Source organism: Nocardia sp. BSTN01, assembly GCF_015354405.1.
Taxonomy (GTDB): domain Bacteria; phylum Actinomycetota; class Actinomycetes; order Mycobacteriales; family Mycobacteriaceae; genus Nocardia.
On sequence record NZ_JADKYP010000024.1, the window covers coordinates 25,610 to 41,968 of the forward strand.

Sequence of the window (16,359 nt, forward strand, 5' to 3'; positions counted from 1 at the left end):
TCCGCACAGGTGTCGGCAGATCTGCATCGCGTGCACGGCCGACCGCACGGACGAGCGCTCACCGGCCCGTCAGCTCGCCGCCGCCATCGCCCGCCACGCCTTTCTCGCGCGGGAGCGGGCTCGCGGTGCGGCGTATTCGATTCGCCGACGCGCCTCGGAGGCGCTGATGCGCAGTAGATCACTCAACAGCTCCGCCGTGTCCCGGTAGCCGGTGTCGGCGGCGAGACCGCGGCGCTCGGCCTCGGCGACGGCCGCGACCATGGCCGCACCCAATCGACGCCGGCGGCGTTCGGTTTCGACGAGGGTGCGCAGCAAGTCGACATCGGCCAGTTCCGACCATCCCCGTGCCGGAGCATTCGGTGCCAATGCAGTCGAATGTGTGTTCACGCGAGGGAGCCTACCGCATGCTCGAACGTTTGTTCGATATTCGACGCGTCCAGCGAGGCGAACTTCTTGGAGCCGGTGCAGTGCGCTCGAAGCCGAGCCGTGTCAGTGGGCGTCTCTACGCTGCCGTGGATGAGCTGTTTGCGAACCAGGCCGCACCGCACCGCGGCCGACCCTTTCGCCCTCGCGGTGGTCGACACCGATCCCGTTGAGTTCAGCACTCCGCCTTCATCCAGCACCCGGCTGCCGGGCGATGGTGGGCTCTCGTCGGTGGGGGTGGTGTGAGACGTGTTCCGGTTCGATGGCGAGGTAGGAGTCTCCTACGGCCAGCTCTATGTTTCGAGTGTCCCTGGACCCGCCCCCCGCATGCATGACGCGTTCGCCGGCCAGAGCTCAGGACTGTGCGGCGCTGCGGTACCCGGCGCCCTTTTCCTGCGCACCGGTTTGCACTCCGGCGCTGTCGGTTTCACCGTCGAAGTGCTTCGCCAGGCTCCCCCGCTCGATCCGGCATACGAGGACATCGTGGAGGTCTCCTTCTACCCGGCCTCGGATCAGAGCTTCCTGGTGCGGTGGGCCGGCGAGGCCCGCTGGGAACTGGACTTGAAAGAAGGGATCGACTACCGGGTGCGGTACTGCGCGCAGGGTATGGACCAGGCACGTGAGCAGGACGTCAGACTCGACGATGAGCCACTACTGGACCGTTACCTGCTGCAGTTCTGGCCCGCCCCGCCCGAACCGGACCGCATAGTGCGCCAGACCTCGCAGAACGCGGCCTATGCCCATGACTACGCCCGCCGGCAACCCGAGGTCGAGTTCCGTGTGCGGTCCATCATGGCGCAACGACGGGCATACCTCACCGGCACTGCCGCCGAATCGTTTCGCGACGCCGAATCGCCGGACGAGAGCGTAGATGTGGCGGTCATCTCCCGCGAGGCCGATCCCCGGTCTGTCCGCGAGCAGTTGACATCGCTGAGCGCCTATCCCGCGGCGCTGCCCTGGGATTGGGTCACCGCGTTCGACGCCGAGCATGCCGAGGACGACCGCGCCGGCTACATCCAAGCGTTCCTCGAAGAGATCGGTGAGCACGCCTTTGCCCGCGGTGCTGTCCTGGCGTCGCTGGATTCCAGGCAGGACTACTGTCTGGCTTTCGTGACATCGGCCCAGTTCGAACAGCTCTCGCGGCTTCTCACCGGACACGGGATGGGCGTCCAAAGCGTGCGGTTGGGCCTCTGGACACCACGCATGCACCCGGAACAGAGCGCCGCGATCAGAGCCTGGGCCAGGGCCAACGGCCCGGAATCCCCAGTGACGCGCATAGTGAGCACGGCCCCGCTCGAAAGCTCCGGCGCACCCGAGGAGTCCGAACCGGGATCGCTGGCCTGATGTGGGTCTGAGAGGGTCGCCACATGAAAATCGGTGTCGCACTTCCGCAAATGGCGCCCGGCTACGGGCCGGGTACGACGCTCGACTGGGCCCGGCGAATCGACGCGGGCCCGTTCTCGAGCGTTTCCGTGGGTGAGCGGGTGACGTTCTCGAATCCGGAGATGGTCGCGACGCTGGGTGCCTGCGCGGCGGTCACCGAGCGAGTGCAGGTTCTGGCGAATCTCTGGGTGCTCCCACAGCATCCGATGGCGATGGTCGCCCAGCAGATCGGCACCCTCGACCAGCTCGCGAACGGCCGCCTCGAGGTCGCGGTCGGTGTCGGCGCTCGCGAGCACGACTACCGCGCTCTGGGTGCCGAATTCGAGCGACGGCACCAGCAGCTCGACGACAAGGTCGCCGAGCTGAAGTCGCTGCTCGACGGCGATCCCCCGTTCGAGGGCGCGGACCCGGTGGGGCCGGCGTGCGTGCAGCCCGGTGGGCCGATCATCCTCGCCGGAGCGATGGGGCCGAAAGCGATGCGCCGGGCGGCGCGGTGGGCCGACGGCATCTCCGGCTTCAGCATCGCGGGTGACGCCGAGGAGATCGCCAAGGTGAGCGAGCTCGCCGACCGCTGCTGGGCCGAGGCCGGTCGTACGACGAAGCCACGCAAGGTCAGTGGCTGCTTCACCGCGCTGGGCGTCCCCGATGCGTCCGAGGCGCTGCGCTCCTTCACTGCTCGCTACCTCGGCTTCCTCGGACCCGACCTGGCCGATCTGGTCGCCGCGTCGGCGCGCGCGTCGAGTCCCGAGGTGCTCGCCGGGATTCTCGACGGCGCGGAGCGGGCCGGCTGTGACGAGTTCATCCTGGTCCCGGCCGTCACCGACCTGAACTTCCTCGAGGTTGCGTGCGAGGTGGTGGCCGCACGGCCTTGATCCTCGTGGAGTGCGCCGACAGAGTATCGGCGATGGAAGGCCTTCGGGTTTGCTCGACTGGTCGGCGCCTCAGCGCACACCTATCGGCGACGGGTGCAGGCTGCGTGGTGGTGACCCGCCTGGGGCGCGAGTCGGACCGCTTTCACCTCGGTGCGCGGCGTGCTCGGCGTCGTCGTTGCAGGCCGGGGTGTACGCCGGCGGGCAGGCCCGCGTGGGCGGCGATGCGTTGCAGTAGCGGCAGTAGCTCGGCTCGTTCGGTCTCGTCCAGCGGTGCGAGAACCTCCGATTCCAGTGCGTCGGCTTCGGATTGCATCGACTCGAGGACCTGGCGTGCGTTGTCGGTGAGATGGACCGCGTGCGCGCGCCGGTCGGCCGGATGTGGCCGGCGGGTCACCAGTGCGCGTTCTTCCAGCTCGTCGACCAGTCCGACCATCGCGTTGCGGTGGACTCGCAGCAGATCCGCGAGTTCCTGCTGACTGCGGCCGTCCGCGACGGCCAGCTGGGTGAGGACCGCGAAGTGGGCCGGGTCCAGATCCAATCGCGCCAGCTGCTCGGTGAGCTGGTACGACACGTGGAAACCGATCTGCGACAACAGGAATGCCGCGCGTGAGTCCAGCGGCCGGTTCGTCATGACCTCCACACTAGCAATCCAACATGATTGCCACCTAAGAGTATTGACATAAATTGTGATTGTCACTTAGCGTGACAATATGACGAATTCCAGCATCCCCTCCGTTCCTGACACCGACGCGCCGGTGACAGTGATCAACACGATGTCGGTACCCGTGGCCCAGCAGGACCTGTTCCTGCAGCGCTGGCGTGACAGCGCCCAGTACATGGCGGCCGCCGCCGGTTTCCGCCGAACCCGGATGTTCCAGGCGGCCGGTGAGGCGGCCGAGGCGGTCTTCGTCAACGTGGGGGATTGGGACAGCGGCGCCGCCCTCCGTAACGCGCTCGGCACGGCGGAATGGCGGGAATTGACGCTGCGGATGCAGAACGATCTCGACCTCACCGCCCGGCCGATGATCTTCCATCCCACGCTCGAACTGGGCCCCGGCGACATGTTGTCCTAGCGGGCCGGATGCCTTGTGGGGCAACAGTTCACGGTCTGAACGTCACAGGAGAACAACCATGTCACGCCGCAACCTCGACACCGTCCTGGCGGCCGCTGTCGTTCTGTTCACTTTCTACCTCGGGATTTCTTTCGTTCTGACTCCCGAGACCGCCGCCCAGGGCTTCGGCCTGCCGAACGTGCCCGCCCGCGGCGGCTTCCTCATCGTGAAAGGCTGCCGTGAACTCGCGATGGGTCTGGGCACGGGCATCCTGCTGGTGACGGGCCGGCGCCGCGCCCTGGGGTGGATTTTGCTGACGACGGCCGTCGCGCCGCTCGGCGACATGATCAACGTCCTGGCGCATCACGGCTCCGCGGCTACCGCGTTCGGTGTCCACGGATCGACCTCCGCGCTGATCGCGCTCACGGGCCTGCTGATCCTCGGCGAAACCGACAAGGCACCCGAGGCTGAGCGGGCCGACGCCCCAGCGCGCACCGCACAGCTCTCGGCCTGAGCTCTATACCCGAACGACCGCATCATCATTCGAACGAGGACTCGATGAAACAGCTCTACTGGGCCGCCGTCGGCTATACCGCACTGGGACTGCCGTCGGGCCTGGTCTACCGCGAACTCACCAAGGCCCATGAGTTCACCGGCAAGACCGAACTCGCCGTGGTCCACACTCACCTGCTGGCGTTGGGAACACTGTTCTTCCTGATCGTCCTGGTGCTCGAACACCAACTCGCCCTGTCGAACACCCGCGCCTATCGCTGGTTCTTCACCGTCTACAACATCGCTGTCCTCTGGACGGTGGCCTGCATGACGATCATCGGCACCCGGACCGTCCTCGGGTACGGCGAATCCACGCCACTGGCGGAGCTGGCCGGCATCGGTCACGTCCTGCTGACCATCGGATTCGTGCTGTTCTTCCGCGCCGTGCACCAGGCCATCGCGGCCCGCCGCGAGGAAGTGGTTCCCGCCTGATCCGGCCGAATCGGTGACGGCCGACCCATGCTCGGGGCCGTTCCGCGCGGACGCCAACGGCCCGAGATGGTCTCGGGCCGTTGGTCTTCGGACTGTCGTATCCGCCGCCATACGAAGACGCCGCTACCTGATCGAGCTGGCCAGCCGGTCGGCGTAAGGGGCGATGAACTTTCCGACGATCGGGAGCGCCGCGCGGACACCGCCGGTGTTGTTCGCCTGGACCATGGCCATGATCCAGACGACGACCGTGAAGACCGCGACGACGAGCCCGGCGAGGCTGAAGACGATGCCCAGGGCTCCGAGGAGCGAGCCGAGGATGCTCAGCACGATATTCAGCACCGAAACCGCCCCGAAGAAGATGATCGATTGCGAGGCATGGAATTTCACATCGGGATCGTTGCGTCCGATGAAGAGGAAGATGATTCCGGTGAGCCAGCCCAGCGCGTACGACAGGATCGCGCTGGTCTTCTTGTCCAAGCCGGCGGACTGCGGTTGGTTCGCGGGAGGTTGAGAAAATGTCATGAGGTGAGTAGACGCCGCGCGGGCCCCCTACCGATCCCAACTTTCCCCCGCAAACCCTAGAGGGCTTCAGCTCGATCCGTTGTCGGCGAAGGCATCACGAGCTATCACCATGACGTCAACTAATAGTTGACGCGTGCACGATCGTCAACCTATGTTTGACGAGCCGATCGCGGCGGACAGGAGGAACCAAGATGCCGGATGCGCCCATCGTCACCGGCGCTGCGGCCAGCCGTGGTGTTGTCGCCGGTCCGGTTCGGCTGGTGCACAGTGTCGACGACTTCGACGCGGTTCGGCCGGGCGATGTGATCGTCTGTCGCACGACCGATCCGTCGTGGACAGCGCTTTTCGGTGTCGCCGCCGCGGTGGTGACCGAAACCGGGGGAATACTGTCCCATGCGGCAATCGTCGCCCGCGAGTTCGGGATTCCAGCCGTGGTGGCGGCCGAGGGGGCGATGCAGACCCTGGCGAATCATCGGATCATCTCGGTCGATGGAACCAAGGGACACGTTCATGCCGTTTGCTCGCCCCGCCGTTGACGTCGCTGCACCAGGCATGGCTGCTCGATACGAAGGAAAGTCCGCGATGACGCACGTTTCACGCAGTTCGCTGCTCGCGTTGCACGCAATTCGCCTGGGCGGGTTCGTTGATACGCACGCGGCGGCAGGCAGATACCGAATGCCTGTCGACCTCACCGAGTCGCACGTGCGGGACTTCCGGGAGTGGGGTTGGATCAGCCGCTACCGTTTCGGGACGGACGCAGGGTGGTCGCTTACCGAGAGCGGACGTGCGCAGAACGAGCGGCAGCTCGCCGACGAGCTGTCCGAGTGTGGGGCGAAAGCGTTGGTGGAAGACGTCTATCGCAAGTTTCTGCCGCTCAACGCCCGGTTGGTGCAGGCGTGCACCGCCTGGCAACTGACCATCCTTCCCGATGGCAGCATGCAGGACAATGACCACCGGGACGCGCAGCGGGACCGGCCGATCCTGGCCGAACTGGAAAGCCTCGCACGGGAATTGGTTCCACTGACGAACACTTTCACCGAACGGCTCGCCCGGTTCGCAGGTTACGACACCCGCTTCGCCGCGGCCCTCTCCCTGGCCGTCGATAATCCCGAGATGGTCACCGGAACCGAACACGACTCGGCCCACCGAGTGTGGTTCGAACTGCACGAAGATCTGATCGCCACCCTCGGTATCGACAGGGCGCAGCTCTCCTGACGAGTACTTCCGAAGCCTCCATCGGTGGTCGAACGCGATGACGGAGCGGGTGCCCGGTTGTCCTGTGCTCGGTGTGCGACTGCTCGAACTCCACGCTGCTACGCCGGTCGCTGGAACTTCCCGTCCTGTAGGCCGGTGGTGAAGGAGTCCCGTTCGGCGGGGGAGAAGATGAGTGCTGGGCCGGTGGAGTTTTTGGAGTCGTGCACTCCAACAGCTTCTCTGCACCAGCGTCGGCGACACGCTGAGGTCGCCGAAATTCGGAGGATTATCCTGGGCGGATCTGCTTCGGTGTCGAGGTGATCAAGATGCAGGCCGTCATCGAGGTTCCGGCCTTCGATACCGTGTCGCCGCTGCCATGGCTCGTCACGTCGGTAGCCGCGGGGTCGTGGTTGGCACTCGACGCTGGCTGTAGTGATGAGGAAGTTGGGCTGTTTGTAGGCGCTTTGGCTCATCGCCTGGACGTCGAGTCTCCGGGTGGGCGCGATGAGGTCGTGGCCACACTGCTCGCTGAGGAGATCCTCATCGTGGCTGGTGGTCTGCGATTGCTCGATACGGTCACCGGGATGGTGGTGGTGCCAGGCTGCTGTGCCGGACTCGAGGATTGGCGCGATTGGGGGCAGGTGCTCACAGGGGGTTCGCCGTGGCTGGGCCATGACCCGGGCCCGGAGGTCGAGATCGGCGTCGACGGTGGTCTGCGCGTGTGGCAGGACGGCGGCCCGAACCGTCACCACGGCCAGTGGGCGGGGACAAGCGTCGTGCTGCCCCGGCTCGTGCTGGCCGGCCTGCTGAGGAACGTGCGGGAGGACTTGGTCGGCTTCCTGGCTCTGGTGGAGGCGTGGACGGCGCGCAACGGGTTGGGCGAGAACGGAACCGCTCTTGTGGAGGCGATCGACCGGAACTTCACCATTACGGCTCCGTTGGATCTGCCAAGCGATTGAACAGCGGTAGGTTTCGGCCCGGACGGCTATTCGGTCGAGGATCTGTGTGGTGACCTGGACCTGTTCATGTTCGTGCTCAGGGGCAACGGCGGCGGTGGTGTTCATTAGAGGACAGGGCCGCCTCCCGGGTCTCGGTCGTAGTGCAGGAATGCTTCCGGAGTGAGGTCGGCGAACGCGATGCCCTGGGTGGTCAGCGCGCACGCGACATCGAACAGGGCCCGGCGCTTGAAGTGCTTGGTCGAATCAGCCGACTCGATCGCGGTGAAGAACCGATCGAGCGGGGGTCGTTGTGCGCTTGGCGAAAGGCTCCCGCGTAGTCGCGAAACATGGTGGACCGGAACGCTTCCAGCGTCGGCCGGATGATCCGCAGCGCGAAGAATGCTTCCAATGCCTGTGTCGGTGCGGTCCCGATGTGGGATGAGCTGCCCAGGGCCCGAACCGGATTGCCCCGCAAGTGGAGTCCACTGGCGTCCGAGCGTTCCTGCCAGGTGGCGCCGGGCAACTGGGCCAAGTGCTCGCCCAGCTGCTGAAGACCGCGGTCTCGGCTGTGTCTGCGGCTTCGGGGCTCGGGCCAGACGTCGGCCGCGACGGTTCGAATGAGGTCGATCGGTGCGGCATCGAGCGTCCCGTGCGGGCGCGGCGGAACCGCTGGTGGCGGTGCCGGAGCGGCGATCACGGCCTGGCGCACGAATTTCGTCGGCGGGACCTCCCGCCGGACGGCTTGCCTGCGACGTCTCAGAGTGTCAGGCACCGAACACCGCCTCGATGTCCTCGGCCGCGTAGCCGGGGGCGAACCGGCGTTCCTCCCGAGGTCGGGCGAAGTGTTCGGCCAGCTTGTCGTGCAGTTCCTCGATACGCGGCTGCAAGTAGATCTCGGTGGTCGACAGGTGTTTGTGCCGCAGAACGGCCTGAACTTCCGGCAGCGTCAGCGCCGGATCGGCAGCCATGCGCGCGGCCGCGGTGTGGCGCAGATCGTGTAGCGACCAGTTCGTGCCCAGCACATGGTTCGCGCGCTGCAGGACACATCGCATCGCCCAGTACGTCAGCTGCCGCGGCTCGCCCCGCAACGTGCGCCAGACCGGCTCCCTCGCCGCAGGGGTTCCGTGCTCGTCGAAATACATGGCAAGGTGGCAGAACGCCTCCGGTGACCCCGGAACCGCCATCAACGCGCGAGACCCCTTGGACACCAGCCCGATTCGCTTACCCGACCAATCGACCTGCTCGCCCAGAAGTCCGAGCAGCTCCGAGGCGCGCGCACCGGAGGAGACGTAGAACGCCAGCAATGCCCGATCCCGGTGGCTGCCCATCTCAGCGAACAGCTCGTCCCACAACCTGTCCGGAATCGACCGCGGGGCCCGACTGCCTTGCTTCTGCCGCAGCGGAGCTCGTCCGTGCTGCGGTTGAACGTCGATCGGGCTGCGGTGACCGAGCAGGCGCCTCCGCTCGGAGGCGAGAGGAACCGGGTTGACCGCCGGGCCACGACCGAAATGCAGGTGGAAATCGTAGAACCCCGACAACACCGACAACGCATGGTTGATCGTCGATGCGGCGTAACCGGCCTCGAGCGAGGGTTTGCCGGTCCGCAGGTTCACCGAGCCCGGCGGCATTGCACTCGAAGCCGACCGGGCCCGCTGCGGATTGCGCGCTGTGCGCAGCCATCCGACCAGCAACTCGACCTCACCGCGGCCGGCACGGTCCCATGCCACGTCGACCACCACGAGCAACCGCCACCAACGCAGTAGGTCGTGCGCGTACGATCGCACCGTCAACGGGCTCGCGTCGGTCAGCAACAGGTCCCGCAAAAACGTTGTGAACGGCTCGATTTCAACACCGTTTCCGTCGATCACGACATACGCGACGACGCCCGGACCGGACCGCTGCACGACCGCACCGGCGCGCGGAATCTCAGCTCAGCCCTCGAAGATCCGCTGACGCAACGCGTCTACCAACAACATCACCACCATCACTCGGTGCCCCATGCGCGGGGCGTGTGATGGTGCAGTTAACGGTTCGCCATCGCTGAGGTGCGCAACCTCAACGCATGTATCTTTGCCGTGGCTTCGCTGGCTCGTGTACCACCGGGCAGTGAACAGGTCGACGTTCCTGTCGTCTACTCCTCTGGCTCCGGATTGCTGGCCCCGGCCACTCCGGCTGCTGTGCGGGGGCTTCGAATCGGCCGTCCTGTACGACAGTGGTGAAAGCATCCCATTCTGCGGGCGTGAAGACTAGTGCTGGGCCGGTGGGGTTTTTGGAGTCGCGAACTCCGACCGCGCCGGTGGTGAGGTGTGCTACCTCCACGTAGTCCCCGGTGGCGTGGCTCCGGCTGCTCTTGAACCACTTGGCAGTGGGTAGGTCAACACTCATGCTGCGTTCTCCTCTGGCTCCGGTTCGCTGGCGCTTGGCGCTTGGATCGCTGTGCGTATGCGGAGGCTTTGAATCGGCCGTTCTGAATGCCGGTGGTGAAGGCGTCCCATTCGGCGGGGGTGAAGGTGAGAGCCGGGCCGGTGGGGTTTTTGGAGTCGCGAACTCCGACCGCGCCGTTGGTGAGGTGCGCTACCTCGACGCACTCTCCGCCGTCCCGGCTTCGGCTGCTCTTGAACCACTTCGCGGCTGACGTTTCGGTACTCACGCTCTGTACTCCTGTTCGATCTTCTCCAGCAGAGCCCTTGACTCCGCTTCGTTCAGCGCCACAGCGGCGATGTCGGACAGCGCCTGTCGGTACACCTCGATCTCAGTTGGCTTGTCCAGGTACAAGGTTCCGGCGTAGCCCTCGATGTATACCACCGGAGGTTGTGTCAGCGCCGGGTTCAAGTGTTGCGGAAATTCGAACAACACGAACGAGTCGGTTTCCAGTCCGATATGACCGTCACTGGTGAACGGTATGACGCGAATCGACATATTCGCCAGCAGGCTCAGTTCATGGAGATGGCGGATTTGGTCGGCCATTACTGCGTTGCCCCCGATCCGATATCGTAGCGCTGCCTCGCCCAGTAAGACTTGCATGGTCAGCGGGTTACTCGAATCAGCAAGGCGTGCTTGTCGTTTGGAAAGTAGCTCGAAACTTCTCTGCTCGTTGTATTGAATGTGTTGATCGACAAGGCGGGATCTGCGCAATTCTGGCTTGTAGTACCGGGCTTTTGCCCGGCGGTAGTCGGCCGTCTGAGTGAGTCCGGGCAATAGTGTCAGTTGAAAGGAATCGACGCGAGTTGCAGCCTGTTCCAGGCTGAGGAACAGATCGGCGTACACAATCGCGTCGCTGTAGGACTGCCACCACTCCTCTTTGCGGCACTCGTCCGCAAGCCACAAAAGCCCATTCTGATCCTCTTCGTTGACCTCGTACACGCGGCACAGTGCTCGGATGATCGGCCTCTTCACTTCCGAAGTCCGCCCGTTCTCCAAGCGCCACAAGGTTTGTCGGCCGATCTCGGCGAGTTTCGCCGCCTCGTCGCTCTTGAGGTTTGCGGCCTCACGCAACTCGATCAACCGTCGGCCCAGCAGCCTGCGTGGAAGTGTCGTCGATTCGATCTGCATCTGGCCCCCTGCCAGTCGTTAGCTTCGCTAGTGAATTCAGATTGTTTGGAACGTTTTTATCTTGGCCCGAAACGCTTTGAAACCGTTCCGTTCTCGCGGCAATCGGTGTGTACTCGACGTGTGCGAGCGGCGGGGCGGCCGACCCGGCAATCCGCAAGCACCTCCACTACATCCCCGTCTTCGGAAGCCCGAACATGTCGAAATTTCCCATGCTCGAACCGCTGGACACGCAACCCGACACCGATGGAAGCCGACGAAATGATAAGCGCCCCAGAGCTATCGGGCTTGTTCGTCCCGGCGTGTCCGGTGCGGACGCGTCGCGGCACGCGCTCGCGATCGAACGCCATGCCGCGCGGCTGGGTTATCACTACGTCTACACCGTGCGGCCACCCGAGGATCGGCCGGATCCCGTCGGTTACGGTCTGGCGATCGCCCTCGGTATCGACGCTGCGGCGGTCGTGGTCTACGACTTGACCACCGTCGATCACAGTCCGGCGCGGGTGTGCGATTGGTGTGATCTGGAAACGGTGTGCCCGCCGGAGACGTGGGCGCGCAGCCCGATCGCACCGGAGCATGCCGGTCCGCCGCATCCGCTCACGGAAGGGCTCGCGCGGCGAATCATGCAGCAGCACAAGGGGTGTCGCGCCCATCGGTGTCCCCGCAAAGCCGCCGCGTTCGGGTTCCTCGTGCAGGCTGGGAAGATCGTTCCCCCGGTGCACACGCTGCGCGAGCGTGCCGCGGCGCGCGGTATCCGGCTCGACCCGATCGGCAGCGAACTGCCGGTGACGACGGGCGCGGACCTCGGCACGCTCCTGAGCGTGCTGGACGGGCTGGTCGCCGACATGCGGGACAGGTAGCCGGCGATGGACGATAGGACCAGATGCACCGAGGCGAACGGCCTGGAAGCGGTGTGGACGATGCAGAACTATCGTCATATCGAGATCAGGCAGGCGCGCGACACGGGCACCGGCGAGGTGATCGAGTTCGCGCCGGGCACCGATCTCGCGGCGGCACGGGAACAGACATCGCGCCACTGGGCCGCCGTCTGGGATCGTGTCGCCCACGAGATGTGGGCCGAATGGATACCGGGCCACCACAATTCGGAGTCTGCGCCCATGACGCGGTTCCTCGGATGAGCGCGGAGCCGGACAAGTCGAAGTGGCCCAAGGCAATCGGGTACGTTCGCTCCGATGTGGCGGGCGATCGGCGAACCGAGATCGACGCCGCGATTCGCCGCCGCGCGGCCGGGGCGGGATATCGGCTGATGGGCATCGTCGCCGACGTGCCGGTGCCTGATCTGCTACCCGCGTTGCGCCGGGTCGACGCGATCGCGGTGATTACCCACGACCTCGAGCATGTCGGCGGCAGCCCGAAATCGGTGTGCGGATTCGCCGCGCTGGTAACGGTCGAGCCCGCAGACATGTGGTGCTGGGGTTACCAGCCGGACTGGTAGCCGGAGTGCCTGCGGTGCGACGTCGGTGATTGCCGGGCCCACGAGTCCCGACGCCCCGAATTTTTCGTGCAAACCTCCACGGAAATGCGCGAAAACCGCGAAAAACGGCGAGGTTTGCAGGATTAGTTCATCGTCACGGGCGCGGTCCGGCCGAGCGCAGCTACCCGGCGACGTGCGAGGAGGACGGGCGTGATGTGCTGGGCGATCTGCTGACCACCTGCACCGCTCGCGGATGGACGATCGATTCGACGGCGGTGCCGGGTCGGCGGGCCGATGCGGTGGCGACCGAATCCCCGGCCGATCGGCTCGTCACGGTGGGGCTGCGGCTCAGTAAGCCCGGGACCGTGGATACGGCCACGATCCTCGGGGTTATCGCGGCGTGGTGCGGGTCGATGTCGCCGAGAACGAGGACGACCGAGCCGGATTCGGTTCAGCCCGATCCGGATCCGCGACGTGCACGACGGGCGTTGTTAACGTCGCCCTCATGGATTTGCAGCTGAGCGGTAAGCGGGCCATCGTCACCGGCGGTAGTAAGGGAATCGGCCTGGCCGTCGCGCGCGGACTCGCGGCCGAGGGCGTGGACGTGGTGCTCGCCGCCCGATCCGCCGAACCGCTCGCGGCAGCGGCGCAGGCACTCGCCCAGGAGAGCGGGCGGCGGATCGTCGCGGTGCCCACCGACACCGGCGACGACGAACAGGTGCGGGCACTGGTCGAGCGCACCGTGGCCGAGCTGGGTGGGGTCGACATCCTGGTCAATGCCGCGGCCACGCCGTGGAGTGCCGGCGCGCCCGCGGATCTGAACGCGACCAGTGATGACATCGTGCGCCGCGAGGTCGAGATCAAGGTGCTCGGATATCTGCGCACCGCCCGCGCGGTCGCGCCGCATCTGATCGCGCAGGGCTGGGGGCGGATCGTCAACATCAGCGGACTCGGTGCACGGCAAGCGAATTCGATCGCGCAGACGGTACGCAACGTCGGCGTCTCGGCCCTGACCAAGAATCTCGCGGACGAACTCGGCCCGCATGGGATCAACGTCACGGTCGTGCACCCGGGCCTTACCCGGACCGAGCGGCTCACCGGACGGCTGGCCGCCCAGGCCGCCGAATCCGGCGCCACCGTCGAGGAATTGGAGGCCGGCCTGGTCGCCAACTCGATCCGCCGGGTGATCGATGCGAGCGAGGTAGCCGACGTGGTCACCTTCCTGGCCTCGCCGCGCAGCATCGCGATCACGGGCGATGCGGTCGCGGTCGGCGGCGGAGTGCCGGGGCCCGTCTACTACTGACGCGAAACCGCCGCGCGCGCCAGGTGCGCCGAACGGGCAGGCGAGGAATCGGGTCGCGGCCAATGCGACCCGCGCGCTACCTCTTTCAGCGTCCGCGCTCGCAGGCGGCGAGGAAGTCGTCGACGATGCGGGTGCAGTCGTCGCGCCCGGCGCGGCCGATGCCGGTGAGCCGCACGAAGACGATCGGCCCGACGAGCTGCGCCAGCACCGCGGTGAGATCCCGATCGCCGAGCAGTGCATGCGCCCGCGGGTCGTCGAACAATTCGTCGAACGGGCGGCGATAGGTGTCGATCAGATGGGCGCGCAGCGTTCCGGCCCGTGCGCCGTCGCCGTGCGCTTGCGCGTCGCCGGTCGCCAGCCACGCCAGCGTGGTCAGATGCAGCGGCACGTCGTTGATCGCCGCGGCCTGCCGGGTGAGCAGTTCGATCAGTCGCTCCCGCAGCGGGCCCGCGTCCGGTATCTCGACCACCGGCGGCATCAGCTCTTCGAGGGTCTCGGCACGCAGCCGCGCCACGGTGTCGAAATGCCGGTACAGCGTGGTGCGCGCGACGCCCGAGCGGCGCGTCACCGCATCGATGGTGACCGCGTCCAATCCGCCGTCGCGCAACAATTCGGCCGCGGCGGCCAGCAGGCGGCGACGTGAGCGCGCCTTGCGCGGGTCGTCCTCGGATTCGATCGCGGCACTCGAAGTCATGGTCTCAGGATTCCTCCTCGGCAAGATCAGCGGCCGCACGGGATAGAAACGATACTTCGAGTAGCATAGCGAAACTGTAAGTATCGTTTCTCGGGAGGCGCGATGAACGCAACCATGACCGAGCCCGTACCCGTGCGCACCCGATGGGTGATCGTGGTGTCCTGCCTGGCCGTCGCGCTGGTCGTCGCGTCGATGGCGGCGCTCTACACCGCCCTGCCGCAGATCGCCTCGGCCACCGGCGCCACGCAGTCCCAATTGACCTGGATCATCGACGGTTACACGCTCGCGCTGGCCTGTCTGGTACTGCCGGCCGGCGCCCTGGGCGACCGCTACGGCCGCCGCATCGTCATGATCATCGGACTGGCGGTGTTCGCGATCGCGTCGGCGATCCCGCTGGCGGTCGCCGGACCGGAATGGCTGATCGCCACCCGCGCGATGGCCGGAGTCGGTGCGGCACTGGTGATGCCGTCGACGCTCTCGTTGCTCACCGCCGGGGTGGAACCGGATCGCCGCAATGTCGCGGTCGGTATCTGGGCGGGCACGGTCGGCGGCGGCGCGGTCATCGGCATCCTGGGTTCCGGAGTGCTGCTGTGGCGCTGGTCGTGGCTGTCGATCACGCTCGCGATGGCGATCTCGGGTGCGATTCTGGCGGTCGCGGCGTGCACGGTCCCCGAATCGCAGGACGGCGAGCGGGCACGGTTCGATCCGTGGGGTGCGGTGAGCGGCGCGGCCGCGGTCGGATTGATCGTGATCGCGGCACTCGAGGCCCCGCAGCGCGGCTGGACCGATCCGATGGTGCTGGGCGCGGTGGTCGCCGGGCTCGCGGTCGGCGTCGCCTTCGCCGTGATCGAACTGCGCGCCGAGCATCCGCTGCTGGATGTGCGGCTGTTCGCCGGGCGCGGCTTCGGCACCGGAACACTGTCGGTGGCGGTGCAGTTCCTCGTCTCGTTCGGGTTGTTCATGGTGATCGTGCAGTTCTTCCAATTGATCATGGGCTATTCGCCGCTGCTCTCGGCGGTCGCGATGGCGCCGATGATCGTGCCGATGGTGGGACTATCGGTGATCGCGCCGTGGCTGGCGCAGCGGTTCGGGCTGCGGCTGCCCACCACGGTCGGGCTGGTCGTCGTCGGGATCGGGCTGCTGTGCCTGTCGCGGCTGACGTCTGTGAGCACCTTCGTCGATGTGCTGTGGCCGCTGCTGATCATGAGCACCGGCCTCGGCTTGGCCGCGGCGCCGGCGACCGCGGCGATCGTGGACGGCGCGCCGGCCGACAAACAGGGTGTGGCGGCCGCGGTGAACGACGCCGCTCGCGAGATGGGTGCCGCGCTGGGGATCGCACTCGCCGGCAGTGTGCTGGCGGCCGGCTACAGCCACCGCATGGCCGAGATCGCCGACCGGATTCCCGAACCGATCCGCGGGCCCGTCACCGGCTCGCTCGCGGGTGCGCTGGCCGTCACCGAGCGCATCGGCCCGCAGGCGAAACCGCTTGCGGACCAAGCGAAATCGGCCTTCGCGCATGGCCTGCACCAGGCCACCCTCGTGCTCGGGGTGGTGACTCTGGTGGTCGCCGCGATCCTCGGAGTGTGGGCGCCCTCCCGGGCGCGATCCGGCGCCGAATTGCCCGGGGCCGAATCTGCCGGTGCCGACTCGGCGGGGAAGGGATCTGTCGATGCCGGATCGGCCGGGGCCGAGTCTGCGGGGAAGGGACCTGTCGATGCCGGATCTGTCAGGTCCAACTCTGCCAGTGTGGGATCTGCTGGTGCCGGATTTGCGGGATCCGACTCTGCCGGGGCGCGATCTGCCGGGGCTGCAACTACTAGGTCCAGCTCGGCAGAGTAGGAATCGCGGTTCCGGGTCTGCGGGCCCGACTCTGCCGGTTTGGGCTTTGCGGGGTCGGGTTGGTCGGTGCCGAATCCGCCGACTTCGACTCCGCCGAGTCCGCCGACTCCGAATCGGCTGCCGGAGCCGGGAAGCGGTGATCGGAGTGTCGGGGCCGTCGTCCCCGCGCCG

General features: G+C 66.5%; 23 protein-coding genes. 14 read left to right on the forward strand and 9 right to left on the reverse strand.

What is annotated here, in order from left to right; all coding sequences use genetic code 11:
• Positions 1-69: 69 nt before the first annotated feature.
• Positions 70-387: a DUF222 domain-containing protein gene (locus tag IRT45_RS20080; RefSeq protein WP_039778974.1), complete on the reverse strand. Its 318-nt coding sequence runs from the start codon at positions 385-387 to the stop codon at positions 70-72.
• Positions 388-516: 129 nt separating this feature from the next.
• On the opposite strand from IRT45_RS20080, the gene IRT45_RS20085 reads away from it, so the two are divergent.
• The 3 genes from IRT45_RS20085 (at position 517) to IRT45_RS20095 (ending at position 2,678) form a co-directional block, all read left to right on the forward strand.
• Positions 517-669 carry a hypothetical protein gene (locus IRT45_RS20085; protein WP_194807380.1) on the forward strand — a complete coding sequence of 51 codons (153 nt, stop codon included), beginning with the start codon at positions 517-519 and terminating at the stop codon, positions 667-669.
• Positions 670-750: 81 nt separating this feature from the next.
• Positions 751-1,767, forward strand: a complete 1,017-nt coding sequence (locus tag IRT45_RS20090) for a hypothetical protein (RefSeq protein ID WP_194807381.1) — start codon at positions 751-753, stop codon at positions 1,765-1,767.
• A gap of 23 nt (positions 1,768-1,790) precedes the next feature.
• Positions 1,791-2,678: an LLM class flavin-dependent oxidoreductase gene (locus IRT45_RS20095; protein ID WP_194807382.1), complete on the forward strand. Its 888-nt coding sequence runs from the start codon at positions 1,791-1,793 to the stop codon at positions 2,676-2,678.
• Between the two features lie 142 nt (positions 2,679-2,820).
• Here the strand turns inward: IRT45_RS20095 and IRT45_RS20100 are convergent, their stop codons facing one another.
• A complete protein-coding gene (locus IRT45_RS20100; RefSeq protein ID WP_106956514.1) occupies positions 2,821-3,309 on the reverse strand; it encodes a MarR family winged helix-turn-helix transcriptional regulator in 489 nt (162 codons plus the stop codon).
• Positions 3,310-3,388: 79 nt separating this feature from the next.
• Between IRT45_RS20100 and IRT45_RS20105 the strand changes: the two genes are divergently transcribed.
• From IRT45_RS20105 to IRT45_RS20115, 3 genes are read left to right on the forward strand one after another with little or no spacing between them, the layout of a single operon-like run.
• Complete coding sequence (locus IRT45_RS20105; protein WP_194807383.1) at positions 3,389-3,751, forward strand: antibiotic biosynthesis monooxygenase family protein; 363 nt, start codon at positions 3,389-3,391, stop codon at positions 3,749-3,751.
• A 58-nt stretch (positions 3,752-3,809) separates the two neighbouring features.
• Complete coding sequence (locus IRT45_RS20110; protein WP_194807384.1) at positions 3,810-4,244, forward strand: DUF4267 domain-containing protein; 435 nt, start codon at positions 3,810-3,812, stop codon at positions 4,242-4,244.
• 44 nt (positions 4,245-4,288) lie between these two features.
• Positions 4,289-4,714 carry a DUF2871 domain-containing protein gene (locus IRT45_RS20115; RefSeq protein WP_194807385.1) on the forward strand — a complete coding sequence of 142 codons (426 nt, stop codon included), beginning with the start codon at positions 4,289-4,291 and terminating at the stop codon, positions 4,712-4,714.
• Between the two features lie 123 nt (positions 4,715-4,837).
• Here IRT45_RS20115 and IRT45_RS20120 read toward each other — a convergent pair whose 3' ends face one another.
• Entirely contained in the window at positions 4,838-5,236 is a 399-nt protein-coding gene (locus IRT45_RS20120; protein ID WP_194807386.1) for a DUF4870 domain-containing protein, read from the reverse strand.
• 191 nt (positions 5,237-5,427) lie between these two features.
• Between IRT45_RS20120 and IRT45_RS20125 the strand changes: the two genes are divergently transcribed.
• Complete coding sequence (locus IRT45_RS20125) at positions 5,428-5,772, forward strand: PEP-utilizing enzyme (protein WP_194807387.1); 345 nt, start codon at positions 5,428-5,430, stop codon at positions 5,770-5,772.
• Positions 5,747-6,451 carry a hypothetical protein gene (locus IRT45_RS20130; RefSeq protein ID WP_228534655.1) on the forward strand — a complete coding sequence of 235 codons (705 nt, stop codon included), beginning with the start codon at positions 5,747-5,749 and terminating at the stop codon, positions 6,449-6,451. The genes IRT45_RS20125 and IRT45_RS20130 overlap by 26 nt, the downstream gene beginning before the upstream one ends.
• 98 nt (positions 6,452-6,549) lie before the next feature.
• Here IRT45_RS20130 and IRT45_RS38045 read toward each other — a convergent pair whose 3' ends face one another.
• Positions 6,550-6,657, reverse strand: coding sequence for a DUF397 domain-containing protein (locus tag IRT45_RS38045; RefSeq protein ID WP_375540129.1), 108 nt, complete (start codon positions 6,655-6,657; stop codon positions 6,550-6,552).
• Positions 6,658-6,747: 90 nt separating this feature from the next.
• Between IRT45_RS38045 and IRT45_RS20140 the strand changes: the two genes are divergently transcribed.
• Entirely contained in the window at positions 6,748-7,389 is a 642-nt protein-coding gene (locus IRT45_RS20140; protein ID WP_228534675.1) for a hypothetical protein, read from the forward strand.
• 743 nt (positions 7,390-8,132) lie between these two features.
• Here IRT45_RS20140 and IRT45_RS20145 read toward each other — a convergent pair.
• The 4 genes from IRT45_RS20145 to IRT45_RS20160 all read right to left on the reverse strand — a co-directional run bounded on the left by IRT45_RS20145 (position 8,133) and on the right by IRT45_RS20160 (position 10,920).
• The gene (locus tag IRT45_RS20145; RefSeq protein WP_309241067.1) at positions 8,133-9,272 is read right to left on the reverse strand and encodes a tyrosine-type recombinase/integrase; all 1,140 of its coding nucleotides are present in this window, start codon (positions 9,270-9,272) and stop codon (positions 8,133-8,135) included.
• A 151-nt stretch (positions 9,273-9,423) separates the two neighbouring features.
• Entirely contained in the window at positions 9,424-9,753 is a 330-nt protein-coding gene (locus IRT45_RS37800; protein WP_194807389.1) for a DUF397 domain-containing protein, read from the reverse strand.
• Positions 9,743-10,018, reverse strand: a complete 276-nt coding sequence (locus IRT45_RS20155; RefSeq protein ID WP_194807390.1) for a DUF397 domain-containing protein — start codon at positions 10,016-10,018, stop codon at positions 9,743-9,745. Before IRT45_RS20155 ends, IRT45_RS37800 begins: the two co-directional genes overlap by 11 nt.
• Positions 10,015-10,920, reverse strand: a complete 906-nt coding sequence (locus IRT45_RS20160; RefSeq protein WP_194807391.1) for a helix-turn-helix transcriptional regulator — start codon at positions 10,918-10,920, stop codon at positions 10,015-10,017. Before IRT45_RS20160 ends, IRT45_RS20155 begins: the two co-directional genes overlap by 4 nt.
• Before the next feature lie 299 nt (positions 10,921-11,219).
• Here IRT45_RS20160 and IRT45_RS20165 point away from each other — a divergent pair, with 299 nt between their 5' ends.
• From IRT45_RS20165 to IRT45_RS20180, 4 genes are all read left to right on the forward strand, one after another.
• Positions 11,220-11,777 carry a hypothetical protein gene (locus IRT45_RS20165; RefSeq protein WP_194807392.1) on the forward strand — a complete coding sequence of 186 codons (558 nt, stop codon included), beginning with the start codon at positions 11,220-11,222 and terminating at the stop codon, positions 11,775-11,777.
• A 6-nt stretch (positions 11,778-11,783) separates the two neighbouring features.
• Positions 11,784-12,056 (forward strand): hypothetical protein, encoded by a 273-nt coding sequence (locus tag IRT45_RS20170; protein WP_194807393.1) that lies wholly within the window; start codon positions 11,784-11,786, stop codon positions 12,054-12,056.
• Entirely contained in the window at positions 12,053-12,373 is a 321-nt protein-coding gene (locus tag IRT45_RS20175) for a hypothetical protein (protein ID WP_194807394.1), read from the forward strand. Before IRT45_RS20170 ends, IRT45_RS20175 begins: the two co-directional genes overlap by 4 nt.
• A 484-nt stretch (positions 12,374-12,857) precedes the next feature.
• The gene (locus tag IRT45_RS20180) at positions 12,858-13,655 is read left to right on the forward strand and encodes an SDR family NAD(P)-dependent oxidoreductase (protein WP_194807395.1); all 798 of its coding nucleotides are present in this window, start codon (positions 12,858-12,860) and stop codon (positions 13,653-13,655) included.
• An 85-nt stretch (positions 13,656-13,740) separates the two neighbouring features.
• Here IRT45_RS20180 and IRT45_RS20185 read toward each other — a convergent pair whose 3' ends face one another.
• Complete coding sequence (locus IRT45_RS20185) at positions 13,741-14,349, reverse strand: TetR/AcrR family transcriptional regulator (RefSeq protein WP_194807396.1); 609 nt, start codon at positions 14,347-14,349, stop codon at positions 13,741-13,743.
• 102 nt (positions 14,350-14,451) lie between these two features.
• Between IRT45_RS20185 and IRT45_RS20190 the strand changes: the two genes are divergently transcribed.
• Positions 14,452-16,188 (forward strand): MFS transporter, encoded by a 1,737-nt coding sequence (locus tag IRT45_RS20190; RefSeq protein WP_194807397.1) that lies wholly within the window; start codon positions 14,452-14,454, stop codon positions 16,186-16,188.
• Positions 16,189-16,359 lie beyond the last annotated feature (171 nt).

What these genes read in the sequence shown, in the direction of transcription:
- IRT45_RS20085 (WP_194807380.1), top strand. Translation starts at nt 517, where the DNA reads ATGAGCTGTTTGCGAACCAGGCCGCACCGCACCGCGGCCGACCCTTTC.
- IRT45_RS20090 (WP_194807381.1), top strand. Translation starts at nt 751, where the DNA reads ATGCATGACGCGTTCGCCGGCCAGAGCTCAGGACTGTGCGGCGCTGCG.
- IRT45_RS20095 (WP_194807382.1), top strand. Translation starts at nt 1,791, where the DNA reads ATGAAAATCGGTGTCGCACTTCCGCAAATGGCGCCCGGCTACGGGCCG.
- IRT45_RS20100 (WP_106956514.1), bottom strand. Translation starts at nt 3,309, where the DNA reads ATGACGAACCGGCCGCTGGACTCACGCGCGGCATTCCTGTTGTCGCAG.
- IRT45_RS20105 (WP_194807383.1), top strand. Translation starts at nt 3,389, where the DNA reads ATGACGAATTCCAGCATCCCCTCCGTTCCTGACACCGACGCGCCGGTG.
- IRT45_RS20110 (WP_194807384.1), top strand. Translation starts at nt 3,810, where the DNA reads ATGTCACGCCGCAACCTCGACACCGTCCTGGCGGCCGCTGTCGTTCTG.
- IRT45_RS20115 (WP_194807385.1), top strand. Translation starts at nt 4,289, where the DNA reads ATGAAACAGCTCTACTGGGCCGCCGTCGGCTATACCGCACTGGGACTG.
- IRT45_RS20120 (WP_194807386.1), bottom strand. Translation starts at nt 5,236, where the DNA reads ATGACATTTTCTCAACCTCCCGCGAACCAACCGCAGTCCGCCGGCTTG.
- IRT45_RS20125 (WP_194807387.1), top strand. Translation starts at nt 5,428, where the DNA reads ATGCCGGATGCGCCCATCGTCACCGGCGCTGCGGCCAGCCGTGGTGTT.
- IRT45_RS20130 (WP_228534655.1), top strand. Translation starts at nt 5,747, where the DNA reads ATGCCGTTTGCTCGCCCCGCCGTTGACGTCGCTGCACCAGGCATGGCT.
- IRT45_RS37800 (WP_194807389.1), bottom strand. Translation starts at nt 9,753, where the DNA reads ATGAGTGTTGACCTACCCACTGCCAAGTGGTTCAAGAGCAGCCGGAGC.
- IRT45_RS20160 (WP_194807391.1), bottom strand. Translation starts at nt 10,920, where the DNA reads ATGCAGATCGAATCGACGACACTTCCACGCAGGCTGCTGGGCCGACGG.
- IRT45_RS20170 (WP_194807393.1), top strand. Translation starts at nt 11,784, where the DNA reads ATGGACGATAGGACCAGATGCACCGAGGCGAACGGCCTGGAAGCGGTG.
- IRT45_RS20175 (WP_194807394.1), top strand. Translation starts at nt 12,053, where the DNA reads ATGAGCGCGGAGCCGGACAAGTCGAAGTGGCCCAAGGCAATCGGGTAC.
- IRT45_RS20180 (WP_194807395.1), top strand. Translation starts at nt 12,858, where the DNA reads ATGGATTTGCAGCTGAGCGGTAAGCGGGCCATCGTCACCGGCGGTAGT.
- IRT45_RS20185 (WP_194807396.1), bottom strand. Translation starts at nt 14,349, where the DNA reads ATGACTTCGAGTGCCGCGATCGAATCCGAGGACGACCCGCGCAAGGCG.
- IRT45_RS20190 (WP_194807397.1), top strand. Translation starts at nt 14,452, where the DNA reads ATGAACGCAACCATGACCGAGCCCGTACCCGTGCGCACCCGATGGGTG.